The sequence below is a fragment of the Klebsiella sp. WP4-W18-ESBL-05 genome, from assembly GCF_014169075.1.
Classification (GTDB): Bacteria; Pseudomonadota; Gammaproteobacteria; order Enterobacterales; family Enterobacteriaceae; genus Kluyvera; species Kluyvera ascorbata_B.
Genome location: NZ_AP022057.1, coordinates 2,530,857 through 2,544,839, shown reverse-complemented (window position 1 = coordinate 2,544,839; position 13,983 = coordinate 2,530,857). Strand labels below are relative to the sequence as shown.

Here is a 13,983-nt window from a genome sequence, read left to right as displayed (position 1 = left end):
GTATTTTCAGTAGGTTATAGACAGTTTGTTACTGTTTTATTTATTCAGGTTGTTCGCCTGTTGGTCACTGACGGGGTATCCGCAACAAACTGACAAAACGGCAAACCATCAAATAAGAACCGCTATAAGGGAATCGTTATGCGTATTGGTGTACCGAAAGAGAGGTGGGCCCAGGAAACGCGAGTTGCAGCAACGCCGAAAACGGTAGAGCAGCTGCTGAAACTCGGTTTTAGCGTGGCAGTGGAGAGTGGTGCAGGAAAATTAGCCAGCTTTGATGATGGCGCCTTTGTCCAGGCTGGGGCGGAAATCGTCTCAGGTGACGATGTCTGGCAATCCGACGTTATTCTCAAAGTTAACGCGCCGCTGGATGAAGAAATTGCGTTGCTGAATCCGGGCACCACGCTGATTAGCTTTATCTGGCCGGCACAAAATGCCGAGCTGATGGCGAAACTCGCCGCGCGCAATATTAACGTGATGGCGATGGATTCTGTGCCGCGTATTTCCCGCGCGCAGTCGCTGGATGCGCTGAGCTCGATGGCAAATATCGCGGGCTACCGCGCCATTGTTGAAGCCGCCCACGAGTTTGGCCGCTTCTTTACCGGGCAGATTACCGCTGCGGGTAAAGTGCCGCCGGCCAAGGTGATGGTGATCGGCGCGGGCGTTGCCGGGCTTGCTGCCATTGGCGCGGCAAATAGCCTTGGCGCGATCGTCCGTGCCTTTGATACTCGCCCGGAAGTGAAAGAGCAGGTGCAGAGCATGGGCGCCGAATTCCTCGAGCTGGACTTCAAAGAAGAAGCCGGCAGCGGAGACGGCTATGCCAAAGTCATGTCCGAGGCGTTTATCGCTGCGGAAATGGCCCTGTTTGCCGCCCAGGCAAAAGAGGTCGACATTATCGTGACCACCGCGCTGATTCCGGGCAAACCGGCACCGAAGCTGATCACCCGCGAAATGGTCGACTCCATGACGCCGGGCAGCGTCATTGTCGATCTGGCCGCACAGAACGGCGGCAACTGCGAGTACACCGTGGCGAATGAAATCGTCACCACCGCAAACGGCGTGAAGGTGATTGGTTATACCGATCTGGCTGGCCGCCTGCCGACGCAGTCCTCCCAGCTGTATGGCACTAACCTGGTGAACCTGCTGAAGCTGCTGTGCAAAGAGAAAGACGGCAATATCGCCATCGACTTTGACGATGTCGTGGTTCGCGGCGTAACCGTGATCCGCGAAGGGGAAGTCACCTGGCCGGCGCCGCCGATTCAGGTTTCTGCCCAGCCGCAGGCTGCGCCGAAAGCAGCTCCGGCAGCAAAAGAACCCGAAAAACCGGCGTCGCCGTGGCGGAAATACGCGCTGATTGCGCTGGTCATTATCCTGTTTGGCTGGTTGGCGAACGTGGCGCCGAAAGAGTTCCTCGGCCACTTTACCGTCTTCGCGCTGTCCTGCGTCGTTGGTTACTACGTGGTGTGGAACGTCTCTCATGCGCTGCACACGCCGCTGATGTCGGTGACTAACGCCATTTCGGGCATTATCGTGGTTGGAGCATTACTGCAGATAGGCCACGGAGGCTGGGTGAGCTTCCTGAGCTTTATCGCGGTGCTGATCGCCAGCATTAATATTTTTGGTGGTTTCACCGTCACTCAGCGCATGCTGAAAATGTTCCGCAAAGGATAAGGGGTAACACATGTCTGGAGGATTAGTCACAGCTGCATACATTGTTGCCGCCGTCCTGTTTATTTTCAGCCTGGCCGGTTTGTCTAAACACGAAACGTCACAGCAGGGCAACTACTACGGTATTGCCGGTATGGCCATTGCGCTGATTGCCACCATCTTCGGGCCGGATACCAGCAACGTCGCATGGATCTTGCTGGCGATGATTATCGGCGGCGCGATCGGTATTCGCCTGGCGAAGAAAGTGGAAATGACCGAAATGCCGGAGCTGGTGGCGGTGCTGCACAGCTTCGTGGGTCTGGCGGCGGTGCTGGTGGGCTTCAACAGCTACCTGCAGCACGAAACCGGCATGGACCAGATTCTGGTCAATATTCACCTGACCGAAGTGTTCCTCGGTATCTTCATCGGTGCGGTGACCTTCACCGGTTCTATCGTGGCGTTCGGCAAACTGTGCGGCAAGATGTCCTCGAAGCCGCTGATGCTGCCAAACCGCCACAAGCTGAATCTGGCGGCGCTGGTGGTTTCCTTCCTGCTGATGGTCGCTTTTGTGCGTACCGACAGCGTTGGCACCCAGGTTCTGTGCCTGCTGGTAATGACGGTTATCGCGCTGGCCTTTGGCTGGCACCTGGTGGCGTCAATTGGCGGGGCAGACATGCCGGTAGTCGTCTCCATGCTGAACTCCTACTCCGGTTGGGCGGCGGCGGCGGCGGGCTTTATGCTCAGCAACGACCTGCTGATCGTCACCGGCGCGCTGGTCGGTTCTTCCGGTGCCATTCTGTCGTACATTATGTGTAAAGCGATGAACCGTTCGTTCTTCAGCGTTATCGCTGGCGGCTTTGGTACCGACGGCTCCTCAAGCGGCAGCGAAGAAGAAGTGGGTGAGCACCGCGAAATTACCGCGGAAGAAACCGCCGAGATGCTGAAAAACTCGCACTCGGTCATCATCACCCCGGGCTACGGCATGGCGGTCGCGCAGGCGCAGTATCCGGTGGCGGAAATCACCGAGAAGCTGCGCGCGCGCGGCATCAAGGTGCGCTTCGGTATTCACCCGGTTGCCGGGCGTCTGCCGGGGCATATGAATGTGCTGCTGGCAGAGGCGAAGGTGCCTTACGACATCGTGCTCGAAATGGACGAAATTAACGACGACTTCGCCGACACCGATACCGTTCTGGTTATCGGCGCGAACGACACCGTTAACCCAGCCGCGCAGGACGATCCGAAGAGTCCTATTGCCGGGATGCCGGTGCTGGAAGTGTGGAAGGCGCAGAACGTTATCGTCTTCAAACGCTCGATGAACACCGGCTATGCCGGCGTGCAGAACCCGCTGTTCTTTAAAGAGAACACCCAGATGCTGTTCGGCGATGCGAAAGCGAGCGTGGACGCGATTCTGAAAGCGCTTTAATCACGCGCATAAAGCAGAAAAGCCGCCTGTTGTTTGGGCGGCTTTTATTTGTCTGCTGATTGTTTTTGGTCAAAAAACGCGCAGCGAAAGGTGCTATACTGCATAACGTCGTCTAAACCTATAGAGGAAGTTATGGATACCTTGTTAACGCCTGCACAACTGGCAATCGAATTTCTCCGCCGTGAAACCACGCCTTTAACCCCCGCACAGTACCTGAAACGCGTTAAGCAGCTCGAGCTGGAGTTTGCCGATCTGATGTCACTCTCTGCTATTGAGCTCAAAGAAGAGATCGATTTTGCCTGGCGACTAGGCCTCCATTGATAGACTCCACCGTTCAGCCGGGGTAGTAAAGTCGGCTGGCAGCGATAAGAGATAAAAAAACCGGCCAGCAGCCGGTTTTTAGCCTTAAAAGACGAGCTTAATCGTCTTCTTCGTCGTCCATCTCAACCGGCGTCTGGTAGTCGTTCGGCTTGATGGCGAGCAGGTCACAGCGCAGGTGATCGATCACCTGTTCAGCGGTGTTGCCGAGGAAAGCGGCAGAAATGCCGGTACGCCCGACGGTGCCCAGCACCACGATACCCGCATCCAGATGTGCGGCCAGATCCGGGATCACTTCTTCAGGCAGCCCCTTCTCTACATGGGTAAACTTCTCATCAATGCCGAACTTCTGGCGCAGCGACTTCATGGCTAACAGATGCTGGCCACGGATCGCATCGTTATAAACGCTGGGATCGAAGTCAGGCAGTTCGATGGCGATATTGATAGGCGTCACCGGGTAGGCACCGACCAGGTGCACTTCGGTATGGTTGACCTGTTCGGCCAGTTCGATGGTCTCTTTGACCAGCTTTTCGTTCAGCGCGTTGTGGTACGCCTCTTCGCTGGCAAGATTGACCGCAACCAGCGCTTTCCCGCCCTCCGGCCACGGCTGGTCTTTTACCATCCACACCGGGCACGGGCATTTACGCAGCAGGTGCCAGTCGGTTGGGGTAAAGATCACGGACTCCAGCTTGTCGTGCTGGTGCGCCATTTTCAGCAGCAAATCATGACCGCCGCTGACCACTTCCTGAATAATCGCCTCGAACGGACGATTGTGCCATACCACTTTAATCTCCAGCGGAACGCCGGCTTCCAGGTAGAATTTCGCCTGCTCGCGGATCCATGCGGTTCGCTGGCTAATGACGCCCTGGCGCATTGCGGTGCGTTCATCAGGAGACAGAAGGGTCGTCATCTCGTAGGAAAAATCATAGATTGGCAAAAACGCTTTAATGCGACCGCCAATCAGCTTGTGAAGATAAACAGCGCGCCGCAGCGCGGGCTGATCGTCCTGGTTGGGGTCAATCGCCACGAGCATATTTTGATATCTGGCCATACAGGGTCTCCTTACAGCTGTAACCACAGTTTGTCAGTAAAAGATAACTCATATAATGGGATTGAAACAGGGGAGAACCTTCGTAAGATCAATAAACAGGATAAATTAACCCGACGGCGCCAGGCGGGAAGAATTCAGCAGCGCAGCGCCATGAGCCGGCCACGCGGGTTAAAAAATCAGATTTATTGCGTAGGTTATTTTGTTCTGAATCTTTTACATTACTAATAGGTTCCGGCACAGAAGGAAATGATGATGTCCAGACGTTCTTCAGTCTCAACGGCGGCGGTGGCGATCGTGACGTTGGTCCTTTGCACCACTCCCGCGTTGGCTAATCCCGGCAACGGGCACGGTAATGGAAACGGTAATCATGGTAATGGCAATAATGGCAACAAGGGAAGCAGCCAGCAGTGGAGCGGCGGGCATGATAACGGGCATACGAGCGCAGGGCGAAAAGATTACGGTAAACCCGATCGTGTCGATCGCGATATTAGCTATGCAGCGGCCAGGCAGCTAGCGGTCAACTTTGGCTTAACCGGCTATAAATCGTTACCGCCGGGGATCGCTAAAAACCTGGCCCGTGGAAAACCGTTGCCGCCGGGTATTGCCAAAAAAACGGTGCCCGGTTCGATGATGAATCAACTGCCGTACTACCCGGGTTACGAATGGCAGATCGTTGGCGACAATCTGGTGCTGATTGCGCTGAGCACGGCCATCGTCACGACGATTATCAACGGCGTGTTTGATTAAACGAAGGCAATAAAAAACCCCGGCAGGCCGGGGTTTTTTATTTGTAGAGCAAAACGGGCATCAGGCAACGTTGCGGGTATGTCCCGCCAGTACCGCCAGCGCATCGCTGTTTTCGATGGTAATGTATTTACCTTTAACCGCCAGCATGCCGCTTTTCTGGAAACGACCCAGCAGACGGCTGATCGTTTCGACCGTCAGGCCGAGGTAGTTACCGATGTCGCCACGAGTCATCGTCAGACGGAATTCGCGCGGAGAGAAGCCTCGCTGGGCGAAACGACGTGACAGATTGTAGATAAATGCCGCCAGACGCTCCTCGGCATTTTTCTTCGACAGCAGCAGGATCATGTCCTGATCGCCTTTGATCTCGCCGCTCATTAAACGCATCATCTGCTGGCGCAGGTTCGGCATTTTACCCGAGAGATCGTCAAGCGTTTCGAACGGAATTTCGCAAACCATTGAGGTTTCCAGCGCCTGTGCAAAGCTCGGATGGTGCCCGGTGCCGATGGCATCGAAACCAACCAGATCGCCCGCCAGATGGAAGCCGGTAATCTGCTCGTCGCCTTGCTCAGTAATGGTGTAGCTCTTGATGGTACCGGAACGGATCGCATACAGAGACTTCAGTTCATCGCCGGCTTTGAATAAAGTTTGCCCTTTCTGAATGGGCTTTTTGCGCTCGATAATATTATCCAGCTGATCAAGCTCATGCTCATTAAGAGTGAACGGGATGCAAAGCTGGCTGATGCTGCAATCCTGACAATGGATCGCGCAACCGCCAGACTGAATGCGTCGTATAATTCTCTTTTCCGGGATCATAGGTTTGCTCAAGCCGTAATTGATATTGGTCAATTTTAACATCTTTTTGGTGAGCAGGTAAGTCTCGACGCGCGTATTCACCCAAGATTAAAAAGGGATAGCCTGGATTGATATATATCTAATTGATATAGTTTATAAAATTTCAGGCATCTTTACGCTTAAACGCGCCGTTGCACGTCGAAAAGGGCACAGAAAATCAAAGTAGCAGGTAACCTTCATGGCGCAGAAGCCACTCTTTGCGCTGCACGCCGCCGGCATAGCCGGTCATGGTTCCGTTGCGGCCGATGACTCGATGGCAGGGGACCACAATGCTCACCGGGTTCGCGCCGTTTGCTGCACCCACCGCGCGCGCAGCGCCGGGACGACCAAGCTGTTCGGCGAGCTGGCCATAATGCATGACCTGACCGCAGGGAATGGTGCGCAGAGCTTGCCACACTTCACGCTGAAACGGCGTCCCGGCGGTGGCGGTGGGAAGCGATTCAATAATTGCCAGGTCGCCGTCAAAGTAGTTCGCCAGCTGCTGACTGAGCCCACCGGGGTTAGCCGACGTTACGCGGGTATAGCCTTCGGCGCGGTAGTGGATATCCAGCAACTGCTCCATGCGGTCGCTGTGTTCTTCCCATTCAACGGCGCGCAGATGAAATTGCTCATCGCACAGAATCCACAGCGGCCCAAGCGGGGTGGTTATTTTATCTTCAAGCAAAGTCAGCATGCGCACTCTCTGTATTTGTTTACGCAAATTATTCTCGCGTCACCATAGCATGTGGGCGGGGACGACTCTATACCTCAGATGTATAACCTTATAAACAATGTGGTGTATTTATAATCAAAGGTAAACTTCGCTAAAACTGATCAATAAATAAGATAAAGCCGAGGCGAGAATATAAAGCGAGGGCCGTAAGGTAAAGATATATCCTTGAATGGGCGGGTAAAGTCACTGCCGGCGGGCGTAGAATAAAAATCGGGGTCTGTCGACATCGCCAGACCCCGCAGCAACCACACAATTGTATCCGTACCGTTCCCCACATTTTGCTCCGCACAGCGGATATTACTATTTATAACGGGTCTGCGTTTATTTTCCAGATAATTCTTGGTGATTTATTTCACGTATTCAAAATAGCCCCCAACAATTAATGGCTGATTTACTGTATTTAAGGTTGAGTTAAATAATGCATATTTTGAATTTGTTACACATTTATATACTTCGCAGAGTGATTATTTAACAGTAAAGGGAAAAGCATTGAGCACGCCAATCCTCACGGCTATAGTATGCGCCAGTTGCAACACTGGGGAGTTCTCATGAATCTTGACGACAAATCGCTGTTTCTTGGCGCCATGGAGGATGTCCAGCCGCTGAAGCAGCACAGTGATGTTCACTGGCAGCCCGTACGAAACTCCCGGACCCGCCAGCAGATCGATACGCTCCAGCTGGACAATTTTCTGACGACCGGCTTTCTTGACATCATCCCGCTGGGGACGCCGCTGGAGTTTAAGCGCGAAGGGCTACAGACCGGCGTGCTGGATAAACTGCGTCAGGGAAAATACGGTCAGCAGGCGAGCCTTGAGCTGCGCCAGCAAACGGTAGAAAGCTGCCGCCAGAATGTGTATGCCTTTATTGTTCAGGCACAGCGTGACAATTTGCGTAATGTATTGATTATTCACGGTAAAGGCAAAGAGGACGGTTCGCACGCTAATATCATCCGCAGCTATCTGGCCCGCTGGTTAACCGAATTTGACGACGTTCAGGCTTTTTGCAGCGCGCTGCCGCATCATGGCGGCAGCGGTGCATGTTACGTGGCGCTGCGTAAGTCGGCGGTCGCTAAGCAAGAAAACTGGGAACGTCACGCCAAACGCAGCCGTTAGCGCAGCAGCAGCGACAGCTCTGCGGCGGCTTTTTGCAGCTCGGGCAGCACGCGCTCGAGCAGCTCGTTGGCCGACACCTGACCGGCGTGCACGCCAACGTTTAGCGCGGCTTCAACCTGGCCCTGGGCGTTGAACAGCGGCACCGCCAGTGAACGCAGCCCCATTTCCAGTTCCTGATCGTTTAACGCATACCCCTGCTGGCGTACGGCCTTCAACTCGCTGCGCAGCTTGCTGACCGAGGCGATGGTCTGCGGGGTGTAACGAATCATGGTGATGCGTGCCAGCATATCGTTTAGCTTCTCTTCCGGCTGATGGCTCAGCAGCACGCGACCCATTGACGTTGACCAGGCGGGCAGACGGCTGCCGATATCCAGATCGATGGTCATAATGCGCGAGCTTGAGGCGCGGGCGATATACAGAATATCGTCGCCGTCGAGCGTGGCGATGGAGCACGACTCATTCAGCATCTCGCTCAAGTGTTTCAGCACCGGCTGCGCCGAACGGGCCAGCGGGGTAGAGGCCAGCCACGCGTGACCCAACGATAAAATACGCGGACGCAGCTGAAAATGCTTACCGTCCTCGGCGTAAACAAAACCCAGTTTGCCCAGCGTATACAGGCAGCGGCGCACCGCCGCGCGCGGGATCCCCGTCTTCTGGCTGATTTGCGAAATCGACAGCAGCCGACGCTGTGGGGTGAACGCCTGAATCACCTCCAGCCCGCGTGCCAGCGAAGCCATAAAGTTGGGGTCGCCCTTAAACGGGTCGCTATCGCCCGTCAAAATATCGTCCGGATGTTTGTCCACTTTTTCTCTCCGATTATGCCGTCGATCACATTCTGAACCTAAACATACATGATGTTCGATTATCGCACCATATTTCGATTATCGCCCTTGACCGACATCGTTAAGCGGGTCACATTTTGTGCGAACAACGAATATTAGTGCGATAACCGCACAACAAGGAGCAACCTGATGATTGATAAAAGTGTGCCGTCGCTGGCCGATGCCGTCGCGGGTATCCACGATGGCGCGACGATTATGATTGGCGGCTTCGGGCCTGCCGGGCAGCCGACGCTGCTGATCGATGCCCTGATTGAACAGGGCGCGCGCGACCTGACCATTATCAACAACAACGCCGGTAACGGTGAAATCGGCCTCGCGGCGCTGCTCAAAGCCGGACGCGTGCGCAAGATGATTTGCTCGTTCCCGCGTCAGGTCGATTCACATATTTTTGATGATCTTTATCGTCGCGGCAGCGTCGAGCTGGAGCTGGTACCGCAGGGCAACCTGGCGGCCCGCATTCAGGCCGCGGGCGCCGGGCTGGGGGCGATTTTCACACCTACGGGCTACGGCACGCCGCTGGCGGAAGGCAAAGAAACCCGTGAAATCGATGGCCGCCACTATGTGCTGGAGTACCCGATAAGCGCTGATTTTGCATTGATTAAAGCTCACCAGGCCGACCGTTGGGGCAATCTGGTTTACCGTAAAGCTGCGCGTAACTTCGGGCCGATTATGGCTACGGCGGCGAAAACCACCATTGTGGAAGTGGCCAGCATGGTCGCGCTGGGTGACCTCGATCCTGAAAACGTCGTCACGCCCGGCATCTTCGTTCAGCGCGTGTATGCGCAGGAATCTCACATCGCTCAGGCACAGCGCGCTTAAGGAGCCGAAAAATGCAGAAACTCTCTCGCGACGATATGGCCAAACGCGTGGCACAGGATATCCCTGAAGGGGCCTACGTTAACCTGGGCATTGGGCTGCCAACCCGCATCGCCAACTATTTGCCGTCGGATAAAGAAGTTTTTTTACACAGTGAAAACGGCCTGCTGGGCATGGGGCCAAAGCCCGCACCTGGTGAGGAGGACCCGGAGCTGATTAACGCCGGGAAAGAGTACGTGACGCTGCTGCAGGGCGGCTGCTATTTCCATCACGGTGATTCGTTCGCCATGATGCGCGGCGGCCATCTCGATATTTGCGTACTGGGGGCCTATCAGGTTTCGGCTCGCGGCGATCTGGCCAACTGGAGCACCGGCGCGCCGGATGCCATTCCTGCCGTGGGGGGCGCGATGGATCTGGCCGTCGGCGCACGTCAGGTGTTTGTCATGATGGACCATCTGACCCGTGACGGCGAATGTAAGCTGGTGGAGCACTGCACCTATCCGCTGACCGGCGTAGGCTGCGTCAGCCGTATTTATACCGACCTGGCGGTTATCGATATCACCGCCCACGGCCCGGTGGTGCGTGAGATTTTCAACGGCCTCTCCTTTGATGAGCTTCAGCGCATCACGCCGGTTACCCTGACTTATGACGCGGTCGCGGAAACCGCTTAAGGAATGATGATGAATCAAGCATTTATCTGCGACGCGGTACGCACACCGTTTGGTCGTTTTGGTGGTACTCTGGCTGGCGTTCGCGCTGACGACCTTGCGGCACTGCCGCTGAAGGCGCTGCTGGAGCGCAATCGCGGGTTAGACCCATCGCGTATTGATGATGTGATCTACGGCTGCGCCAACCAGGCGGGGGAAGATAACCGCAACGTCGCGCGCATGGCGCTGCTGTTGGCCGGTCTGCCGGAAACGGTGCCGGGCAGTACGATTAACCGGCTTTGCGGCTCCAGCCTCGATGCCATCGGCGTGGCGGCGCGCGCGATTAAAAGCGGCGAAACGCAACTGATGATTGCCGGCGGCGTGGAAAGTATGTCGCGTGCGCCGTTTGTGATGGGCAAAGCGGAAAGCGCCTTTAGCCGTACGATGAAAATGGAAGATACCACCATCGGCTGGCGCTTTATCAACGGGCAAATGAAAGCACTATACGGCGTAGACTCGATGCCGGAGACGGCGGAGAACGTGGCGATGGATTTCGCCATCTCGCGTGTCGATCAGGATGCCTTTGCGCTGCGCAGCCAGCAGCGTACCGCGCAGGCGCAGGCTAACGGCGCCTTTAACGATGAGCTGATTCCGGTATGGGTGCCGCAGCGTAAGGGCGAAGCGCTGAATTTCTCACAGGATGAACACCCGCGCAGCACATCCATCGAGGCGCTGGCGAAACTGAAAGGGGTGGTGCGCCCCGATGCGACCGTCACCGCCGGGAATGCCTCCGGGGTCAACGACGGTGCCTGCGCCTTGTTGCTGGCAAGCGAACGGGCGATGACGCAGAATGATTTACAGCCGCTGGCCCGCGTAGTTGGCGTGGCGACCGCTGGCGTTGCGCCACGAATCATGGGGTTCGGGCCGGCCCCGGCGGTACGAAAAGTCCTTGCGCAGACGGGGTTAACGCTGGCGCAGATGGACGTTATCGAATTGAATGAAGCGTTTGCCGCGCAGGCGCTGGCGGTGCTGCGCGATCTGGGCCTGCCTGACGACGCCCACCATGTGAATCCGAACGGCGGGGCGATTGCATTGGGCCATCCGCTTGGTGCCTCCGGCGGCCGACTGGCGATGACCGCTGCTTACCAGCTGCGTCGTACCGGCGGCCGGTATGCGCTGTGTACCATGTGTATCGGCGTCGGACAGGGGATCGCGCTGATTATTGAACGCGTATAAGGAGCTGGAATGAGTGTGTTGACCCCGCTATTGCGTACCCGTGCGCTGACTGATTTTTTCAGCGACGAGCAGACCGTGCAGGGGATGCTGGACTTTGAAGCGGCGCTGGCCACCGCGCAGGCGCAGTGCGGCGTGATTCCCGAATCGGCGGTGGCCCCCATCGCGGCGATGTGCCGGGCGCAGCTGCTTGATCTGCCGGAGCTGGCAAGCGCGGCGGCGAACGCGGGCAATCTGGCGATTCCACTGGTGAAGCAACTCACCCTGCGCGTGAAGGCGCAAGACCCTGAGGCTGCGCGCTATGTGCACTGGGGGGCGACCAGCCAGGACGCCATTGACACCGGCCTGGTGCTTCAACTGCGCGGCGCGCTTCAGGAAGCGGAAATCCGGCTGTGCCGTTTGATTCAGGTGCTGGCAGAACAGACGGCGCGCTACCAGCACACGCTGATGCCGGGGCGAACGTGGATGCAACATGCCTTACCCATCACGTTTGGCCTGAAGCTCGCTGGCACGCTCGATGCGCTGCTACGCTGGCAGGAACGGCTCGTACAGCTGCGCCCACGCGTCCTGTCGCTGCAGTTTGGCGGCGCAGCGGGGACGCTGGCCTCCCTGAAAGCGCAGGGGCCGGAGGTGGCGCAGCGGCTGTCTGCGACGCTCGGGCTGGCGCTGCCGTCTACGCCCTGGCACAGCCAACGCGATCGTATCCTTGAGGTCGCCGGTTGGTTTGCCGGGCTGAGCGTGACGCTTGGCAAGTTTGCCAATGACTTCTCGTTGCTGATGCAGACCGAAGTGGCAGAGGTGAGCGAACCGATTGCCGAAGGCAGGGGGGGCTCCTCGGCCATGCCGCATAAGCGTAATCCGGTCAGCTGCGCGGCCATTCTGGCCGCCGTACAGCGGATGCCGGGGCTAATGGCTACGCTGTATGCCGCGCAAATTCAGCAACATGAACGCGCGCTGGGCGGCTGGCAGGCCGAATGGGAGACGCTGCCGGAGCTGGTGATGCTCTCCGGCGGCGTGCTGGAAAACAGTGAATATCTGTTGCGTGGTATGCAGGTCAATACGGCGAAAATGCGCGCCAATCTGGATATCACTCATGGTTTGATTATGGCCGAATCTGTCACTCAGGCGCTGGCGGCCTTTATTGGTAAAGCTGACGCCCATCATCAGATAGAAAAACTCTGTCAGCGGGCCATCGCGCTGGATTGCCCGCTACAACCGCTGTTGGAGAAGGACCCGCTGGTCAGCCAGCACCTTTCCCCGGCGCAACTTTCGCAGCTGCTGGACCCAGCGGCCGCCATCGGCAGTACCGATCATTTCGTGCGCCAGGTACTGGCGCGCTATCAGGAGCAGGGACATGAATATCCATTATCGTCTTGAAGGACCAGAAACGGCACCGGTACTGGTGCTCTCTAATTCACTGGGAACCACCCAGTCCATGTGGGATGCGCAGATGCCCGCGCTAACCGAGCACTTTCGCGTACTCCGCTACGATACCCACGGTCACGGGCAAACGGGTAAATGCGGAAAAGTGACGTTGTCACAGTTGGGTGAAGATGTGATCACGCTGCTTGACCATTTACATATTCAGCGCGCCTTCTTTTGCGGGATATCAATGGGCGGCCTGACCGGGCTTTGGCTGGCCCGCTTTGCGCCAGAACGCTTTATGGCGGTGGCGGTGGCCAACACGGCGGCAAAAATTGGCGAGCAGGCAAACTGGCTGTCGCGTGCGCGCACCGTTCGAAGCGAAGGCATGGGCGTGGTGGCAGCGGGCTCGGCGGATCGCTGGTTTTCTGCCGATTTTCGCCAGCACCAGCCTGCGATTGTTGAGTCGTTGTGCCATCAGCTGGCGCATGCCGACGCCGAAGGCTACGCCGAGTGCTGTGAAGCGCTGGCGGCGGCCGATCTGCGCGGCGAAGTGGCGGCCATCCGACTGCCGATGCTGATCATCGCTGGCGAACACGATCCGGTCACCACGGTTGCCGATGCCAACTACCTGCACCAACAGATTGACGGCGCTTTCCTGGTGAATTTACCGGCTTCCCATCTCTCTAACGTGGAAGCCAGCGAGGAATTTACCTCGGCGCTGATTGCCTTTTTACGGAGGGAAAATGGACGATAAGCAACGTTATGAACAGGGGATGGCGGTACGCCGCAAGGTGCTGGGCGATGCGCACGTTGACCGGACGCTGAAAAACCTGTCGCCGCTGAACGAAGAATTTCAGGATTTCATTACCCGCTACGCGTGGGGAGAAACCTGGACCCGGCCGGGGCTGGATCATCATACCCGCAGCATGATAACCATTGCGATGCTGATCGCGCTTAACCGTGAAGCGGAGCTGAAAATGCACCTGCGTGCGGCGTTTAACAACGGGGTGACCCGCGATGAGCTAAAAGAGTTGATCATGCACTCAGCGCTGTACTGCGGCCTGCCGGCTGCCAACGCGACGCTGCATCTGGCGCAGCAGGTGTTTAGCGAGATGGACGCTGAATCCGCCGCCTGAAAATCAACATTTGTTGAAAATTACAATTTTGTTGAAATTGTCAGCGGGCGATGCTATCGTCAATTCTCCGTTACCTCAGGAGTTT

Annotated in this window: 15 protein-coding genes; 11 read left to right on the top strand and 4 right to left on the bottom strand. The window is 56.7% G+C overall.

Annotated features, from left to right (window positions below; translation table 11 throughout):
- The first annotated feature begins 138 nt into the window (after window positions 1-138).
- The 3 genes from pntA (at window position 139) to H7R58_RS12305 (ending at window position 3,388) form a co-directional block, all read left to right on the top strand.
- A complete protein-coding gene (gene pntA, locus H7R58_RS12315; protein ID WP_182930526.1) occupies window positions 139-1,668 on the top strand; it encodes a Re/Si-specific NAD(P)(+) transhydrogenase subunit alpha in 1,530 nt (509 codons plus the stop codon).
- A gap of 10 nt (window positions 1,669-1,678) precedes the next feature.
- Window positions 1,679-3,067: a Re/Si-specific NAD(P)(+) transhydrogenase subunit beta gene (pntB, locus tag H7R58_RS12310; protein ID WP_106926866.1), complete on the top strand. Its 1,389-nt coding sequence runs from the start codon at window positions 1,679-1,681 to the stop codon at window positions 3,065-3,067.
- A 132-nt stretch (window positions 3,068-3,199) separates the two neighbouring features.
- Window positions 3,200-3,388, top strand: coding sequence for a YdiH family protein (locus H7R58_RS12305; RefSeq protein ID WP_106926868.1), 189 nt, complete (start codon window positions 3,200-3,202; stop codon window positions 3,386-3,388).
- A gap of 97 nt (window positions 3,389-3,485) precedes the next feature.
- Here the strand turns inward: H7R58_RS12305 and uspE are convergent, their stop codons facing one another.
- Window positions 3,486-4,436, bottom strand: a complete 951-nt coding sequence (gene uspE, locus H7R58_RS12300) for a universal stress protein UspE (RefSeq protein ID WP_182930527.1) — start codon at window positions 4,434-4,436, stop codon at window positions 3,486-3,488.
- A gap of 252 nt (window positions 4,437-4,688) precedes the next feature.
- On the opposite strand from uspE, the gene H7R58_RS12295 reads away from it, so the two are divergent.
- Entirely contained in the window at window positions 4,689-5,183 is a 495-nt protein-coding gene (locus H7R58_RS12295; protein ID WP_182930528.1) for an anti-virulence regulator CigR family protein, read from the top strand.
- 60 nt (window positions 5,184-5,243) lie between these two features.
- Here H7R58_RS12295 and fnr read toward each other — a convergent pair whose 3' ends face one another.
- Both fnr and ogt read right to left on the bottom strand, forming a co-directional pair.
- Window positions 5,244-5,996: a fumarate/nitrate reduction transcriptional regulator Fnr gene (fnr, locus tag H7R58_RS12290; RefSeq protein ID WP_015964308.1), complete on the bottom strand. Its 753-nt coding sequence runs from the start codon at window positions 5,994-5,996 to the stop codon at window positions 5,244-5,246.
- A gap of 196 nt (window positions 5,997-6,192) precedes the next feature.
- Window positions 6,193-6,708 carry a methylated-DNA--[protein]-cysteine S-methyltransferase gene (ogt, locus tag H7R58_RS12285; RefSeq protein ID WP_106926875.1) on the bottom strand — a complete coding sequence of 172 codons (516 nt, stop codon included), beginning with the start codon at window positions 6,706-6,708 and terminating at the stop codon, window positions 6,193-6,195.
- A gap of 587 nt (window positions 6,709-7,295) precedes the next feature.
- On the opposite strand from ogt, the gene smrA reads away from it, so the two are divergent.
- The gene (gene smrA / locus H7R58_RS12280; RefSeq protein ID WP_106926877.1) at window positions 7,296-7,859 is read left to right on the top strand and encodes a DNA endonuclease SmrA; all 564 of its coding nucleotides are present in this window, start codon (window positions 7,296-7,298) and stop codon (window positions 7,857-7,859) included.
- Here the strand turns inward: smrA and H7R58_RS12275 are convergent.
- Window positions 7,856-8,662: an IclR family transcriptional regulator domain-containing protein gene (locus H7R58_RS12275; protein WP_106926879.1), complete on the bottom strand. Its 807-nt coding sequence runs from the start codon at window positions 8,660-8,662 to the stop codon at window positions 7,856-7,858. The genes smrA and H7R58_RS12275 overlap by 4 nt on opposite strands.
- Before the next feature lie 168 nt (window positions 8,663-8,830).
- On the opposite strand from H7R58_RS12275, the gene H7R58_RS12270 reads away from it, so the two are divergent.
- From H7R58_RS12270 to pcaC, 6 genes are read left to right on the top strand one after another with little or no spacing between them, the layout of a single operon-like run.
- Window positions 8,831-9,520, top strand: coding sequence for a 3-oxoacid CoA-transferase subunit A (locus H7R58_RS12270; protein ID WP_106926881.1), 690 nt, complete (start codon window positions 8,831-8,833; stop codon window positions 9,518-9,520).
- Between the two features lie 11 nt (window positions 9,521-9,531).
- Window positions 9,532-10,188, top strand: a complete 657-nt coding sequence (locus tag H7R58_RS12265) for a 3-oxoacid CoA-transferase subunit B (RefSeq protein ID WP_106926883.1) — start codon at window positions 9,532-9,534, stop codon at window positions 10,186-10,188.
- Window positions 10,189-10,197: 9 nt separating this feature from the next.
- Window positions 10,198-11,400: a 3-oxoadipyl-CoA thiolase gene (pcaF, locus tag H7R58_RS12260; protein WP_106926885.1), complete on the top strand. Its 1,203-nt coding sequence runs from the start codon at window positions 10,198-10,200 to the stop codon at window positions 11,398-11,400.
- A 9-nt stretch (window positions 11,401-11,409) separates the two neighbouring features.
- Window positions 11,410-12,774 (top strand): 3-carboxy-cis,cis-muconate cycloisomerase, encoded by a 1,365-nt coding sequence (locus H7R58_RS12255; protein ID WP_106926887.1) that lies wholly within the window; start codon window positions 11,410-11,412, stop codon window positions 12,772-12,774.
- Window positions 12,752-13,516, top strand: coding sequence for a 3-oxoadipate enol-lactonase (pcaD, locus tag H7R58_RS12250; protein WP_182930529.1), 765 nt, complete (start codon window positions 12,752-12,754; stop codon window positions 13,514-13,516). Before H7R58_RS12255 ends, pcaD begins: the two co-directional genes overlap by 23 nt.
- Window positions 13,506-13,898 carry a 4-carboxymuconolactone decarboxylase gene (gene pcaC / locus H7R58_RS12245; protein WP_106926891.1) on the top strand — a complete coding sequence of 131 codons (393 nt, stop codon included), beginning with the start codon at window positions 13,506-13,508 and terminating at the stop codon, window positions 13,896-13,898. The genes pcaD and pcaC overlap by 11 nt, the downstream gene beginning before the upstream one ends.
- The last annotated feature ends 85 nt before the right edge of the window (window positions 13,899-13,983 follow it).

Coding starts and splice junctions, on each gene's coding strand:
- ogt (WP_106926875.1), bottom strand. CDS start 6,708: ATGCTGACTTTGCTTGAAGATAAAATAACCACCCCGCTTGGGCCGCTG.
- pcaF (WP_106926885.1), top strand. CDS start 10,198: ATGAATCAAGCATTTATCTGCGACGCGGTACGCACACCGTTTGGTCGT.
- pntB (WP_106926866.1), top strand. CDS start 1,679: ATGTCTGGAGGATTAGTCACAGCTGCATACATTGTTGCCGCCGTCCTG.
- H7R58_RS12270 (WP_106926881.1), top strand. CDS start 8,831: ATGATTGATAAAAGTGTGCCGTCGCTGGCCGATGCCGTCGCGGGTATC.
- H7R58_RS12305 (WP_106926868.1), top strand. CDS start 3,200: ATGGATACCTTGTTAACGCCTGCACAACTGGCAATCGAATTTCTCCGC.
- pcaC (WP_106926891.1), top strand. CDS start 13,506: ATGGACGATAAGCAACGTTATGAACAGGGGATGGCGGTACGCCGCAAG.
- pntA (WP_182930526.1), top strand. CDS start 139: ATGCGTATTGGTGTACCGAAAGAGAGGTGGGCCCAGGAAACGCGAGTT.
- pcaD (WP_182930529.1), top strand. CDS start 12,752: ATGAATATCCATTATCGTCTTGAAGGACCAGAAACGGCACCGGTACTG.
- H7R58_RS12255 (WP_106926887.1), top strand. CDS start 11,410: ATGAGTGTGTTGACCCCGCTATTGCGTACCCGTGCGCTGACTGATTTT.
- smrA (WP_106926877.1), top strand. CDS start 7,296: ATGAATCTTGACGACAAATCGCTGTTTCTTGGCGCCATGGAGGATGTC.
- uspE (WP_182930527.1), bottom strand. CDS start 4,436: ATGGCCAGATATCAAAATATGCTCGTGGCGATTGACCCCAACCAGGAC.
- H7R58_RS12295 (WP_182930528.1), top strand. CDS start 4,689: ATGTCCAGACGTTCTTCAGTCTCAACGGCGGCGGTGGCGATCGTGACG.
- fnr (WP_015964308.1), bottom strand. CDS start 5,996: ATGATCCCGGAAAAGAGAATTATACGACGCATTCAGTCTGGCGGTTGC.
- H7R58_RS12265 (WP_106926883.1), top strand. CDS start 9,532: ATGCAGAAACTCTCTCGCGACGATATGGCCAAACGCGTGGCACAGGAT.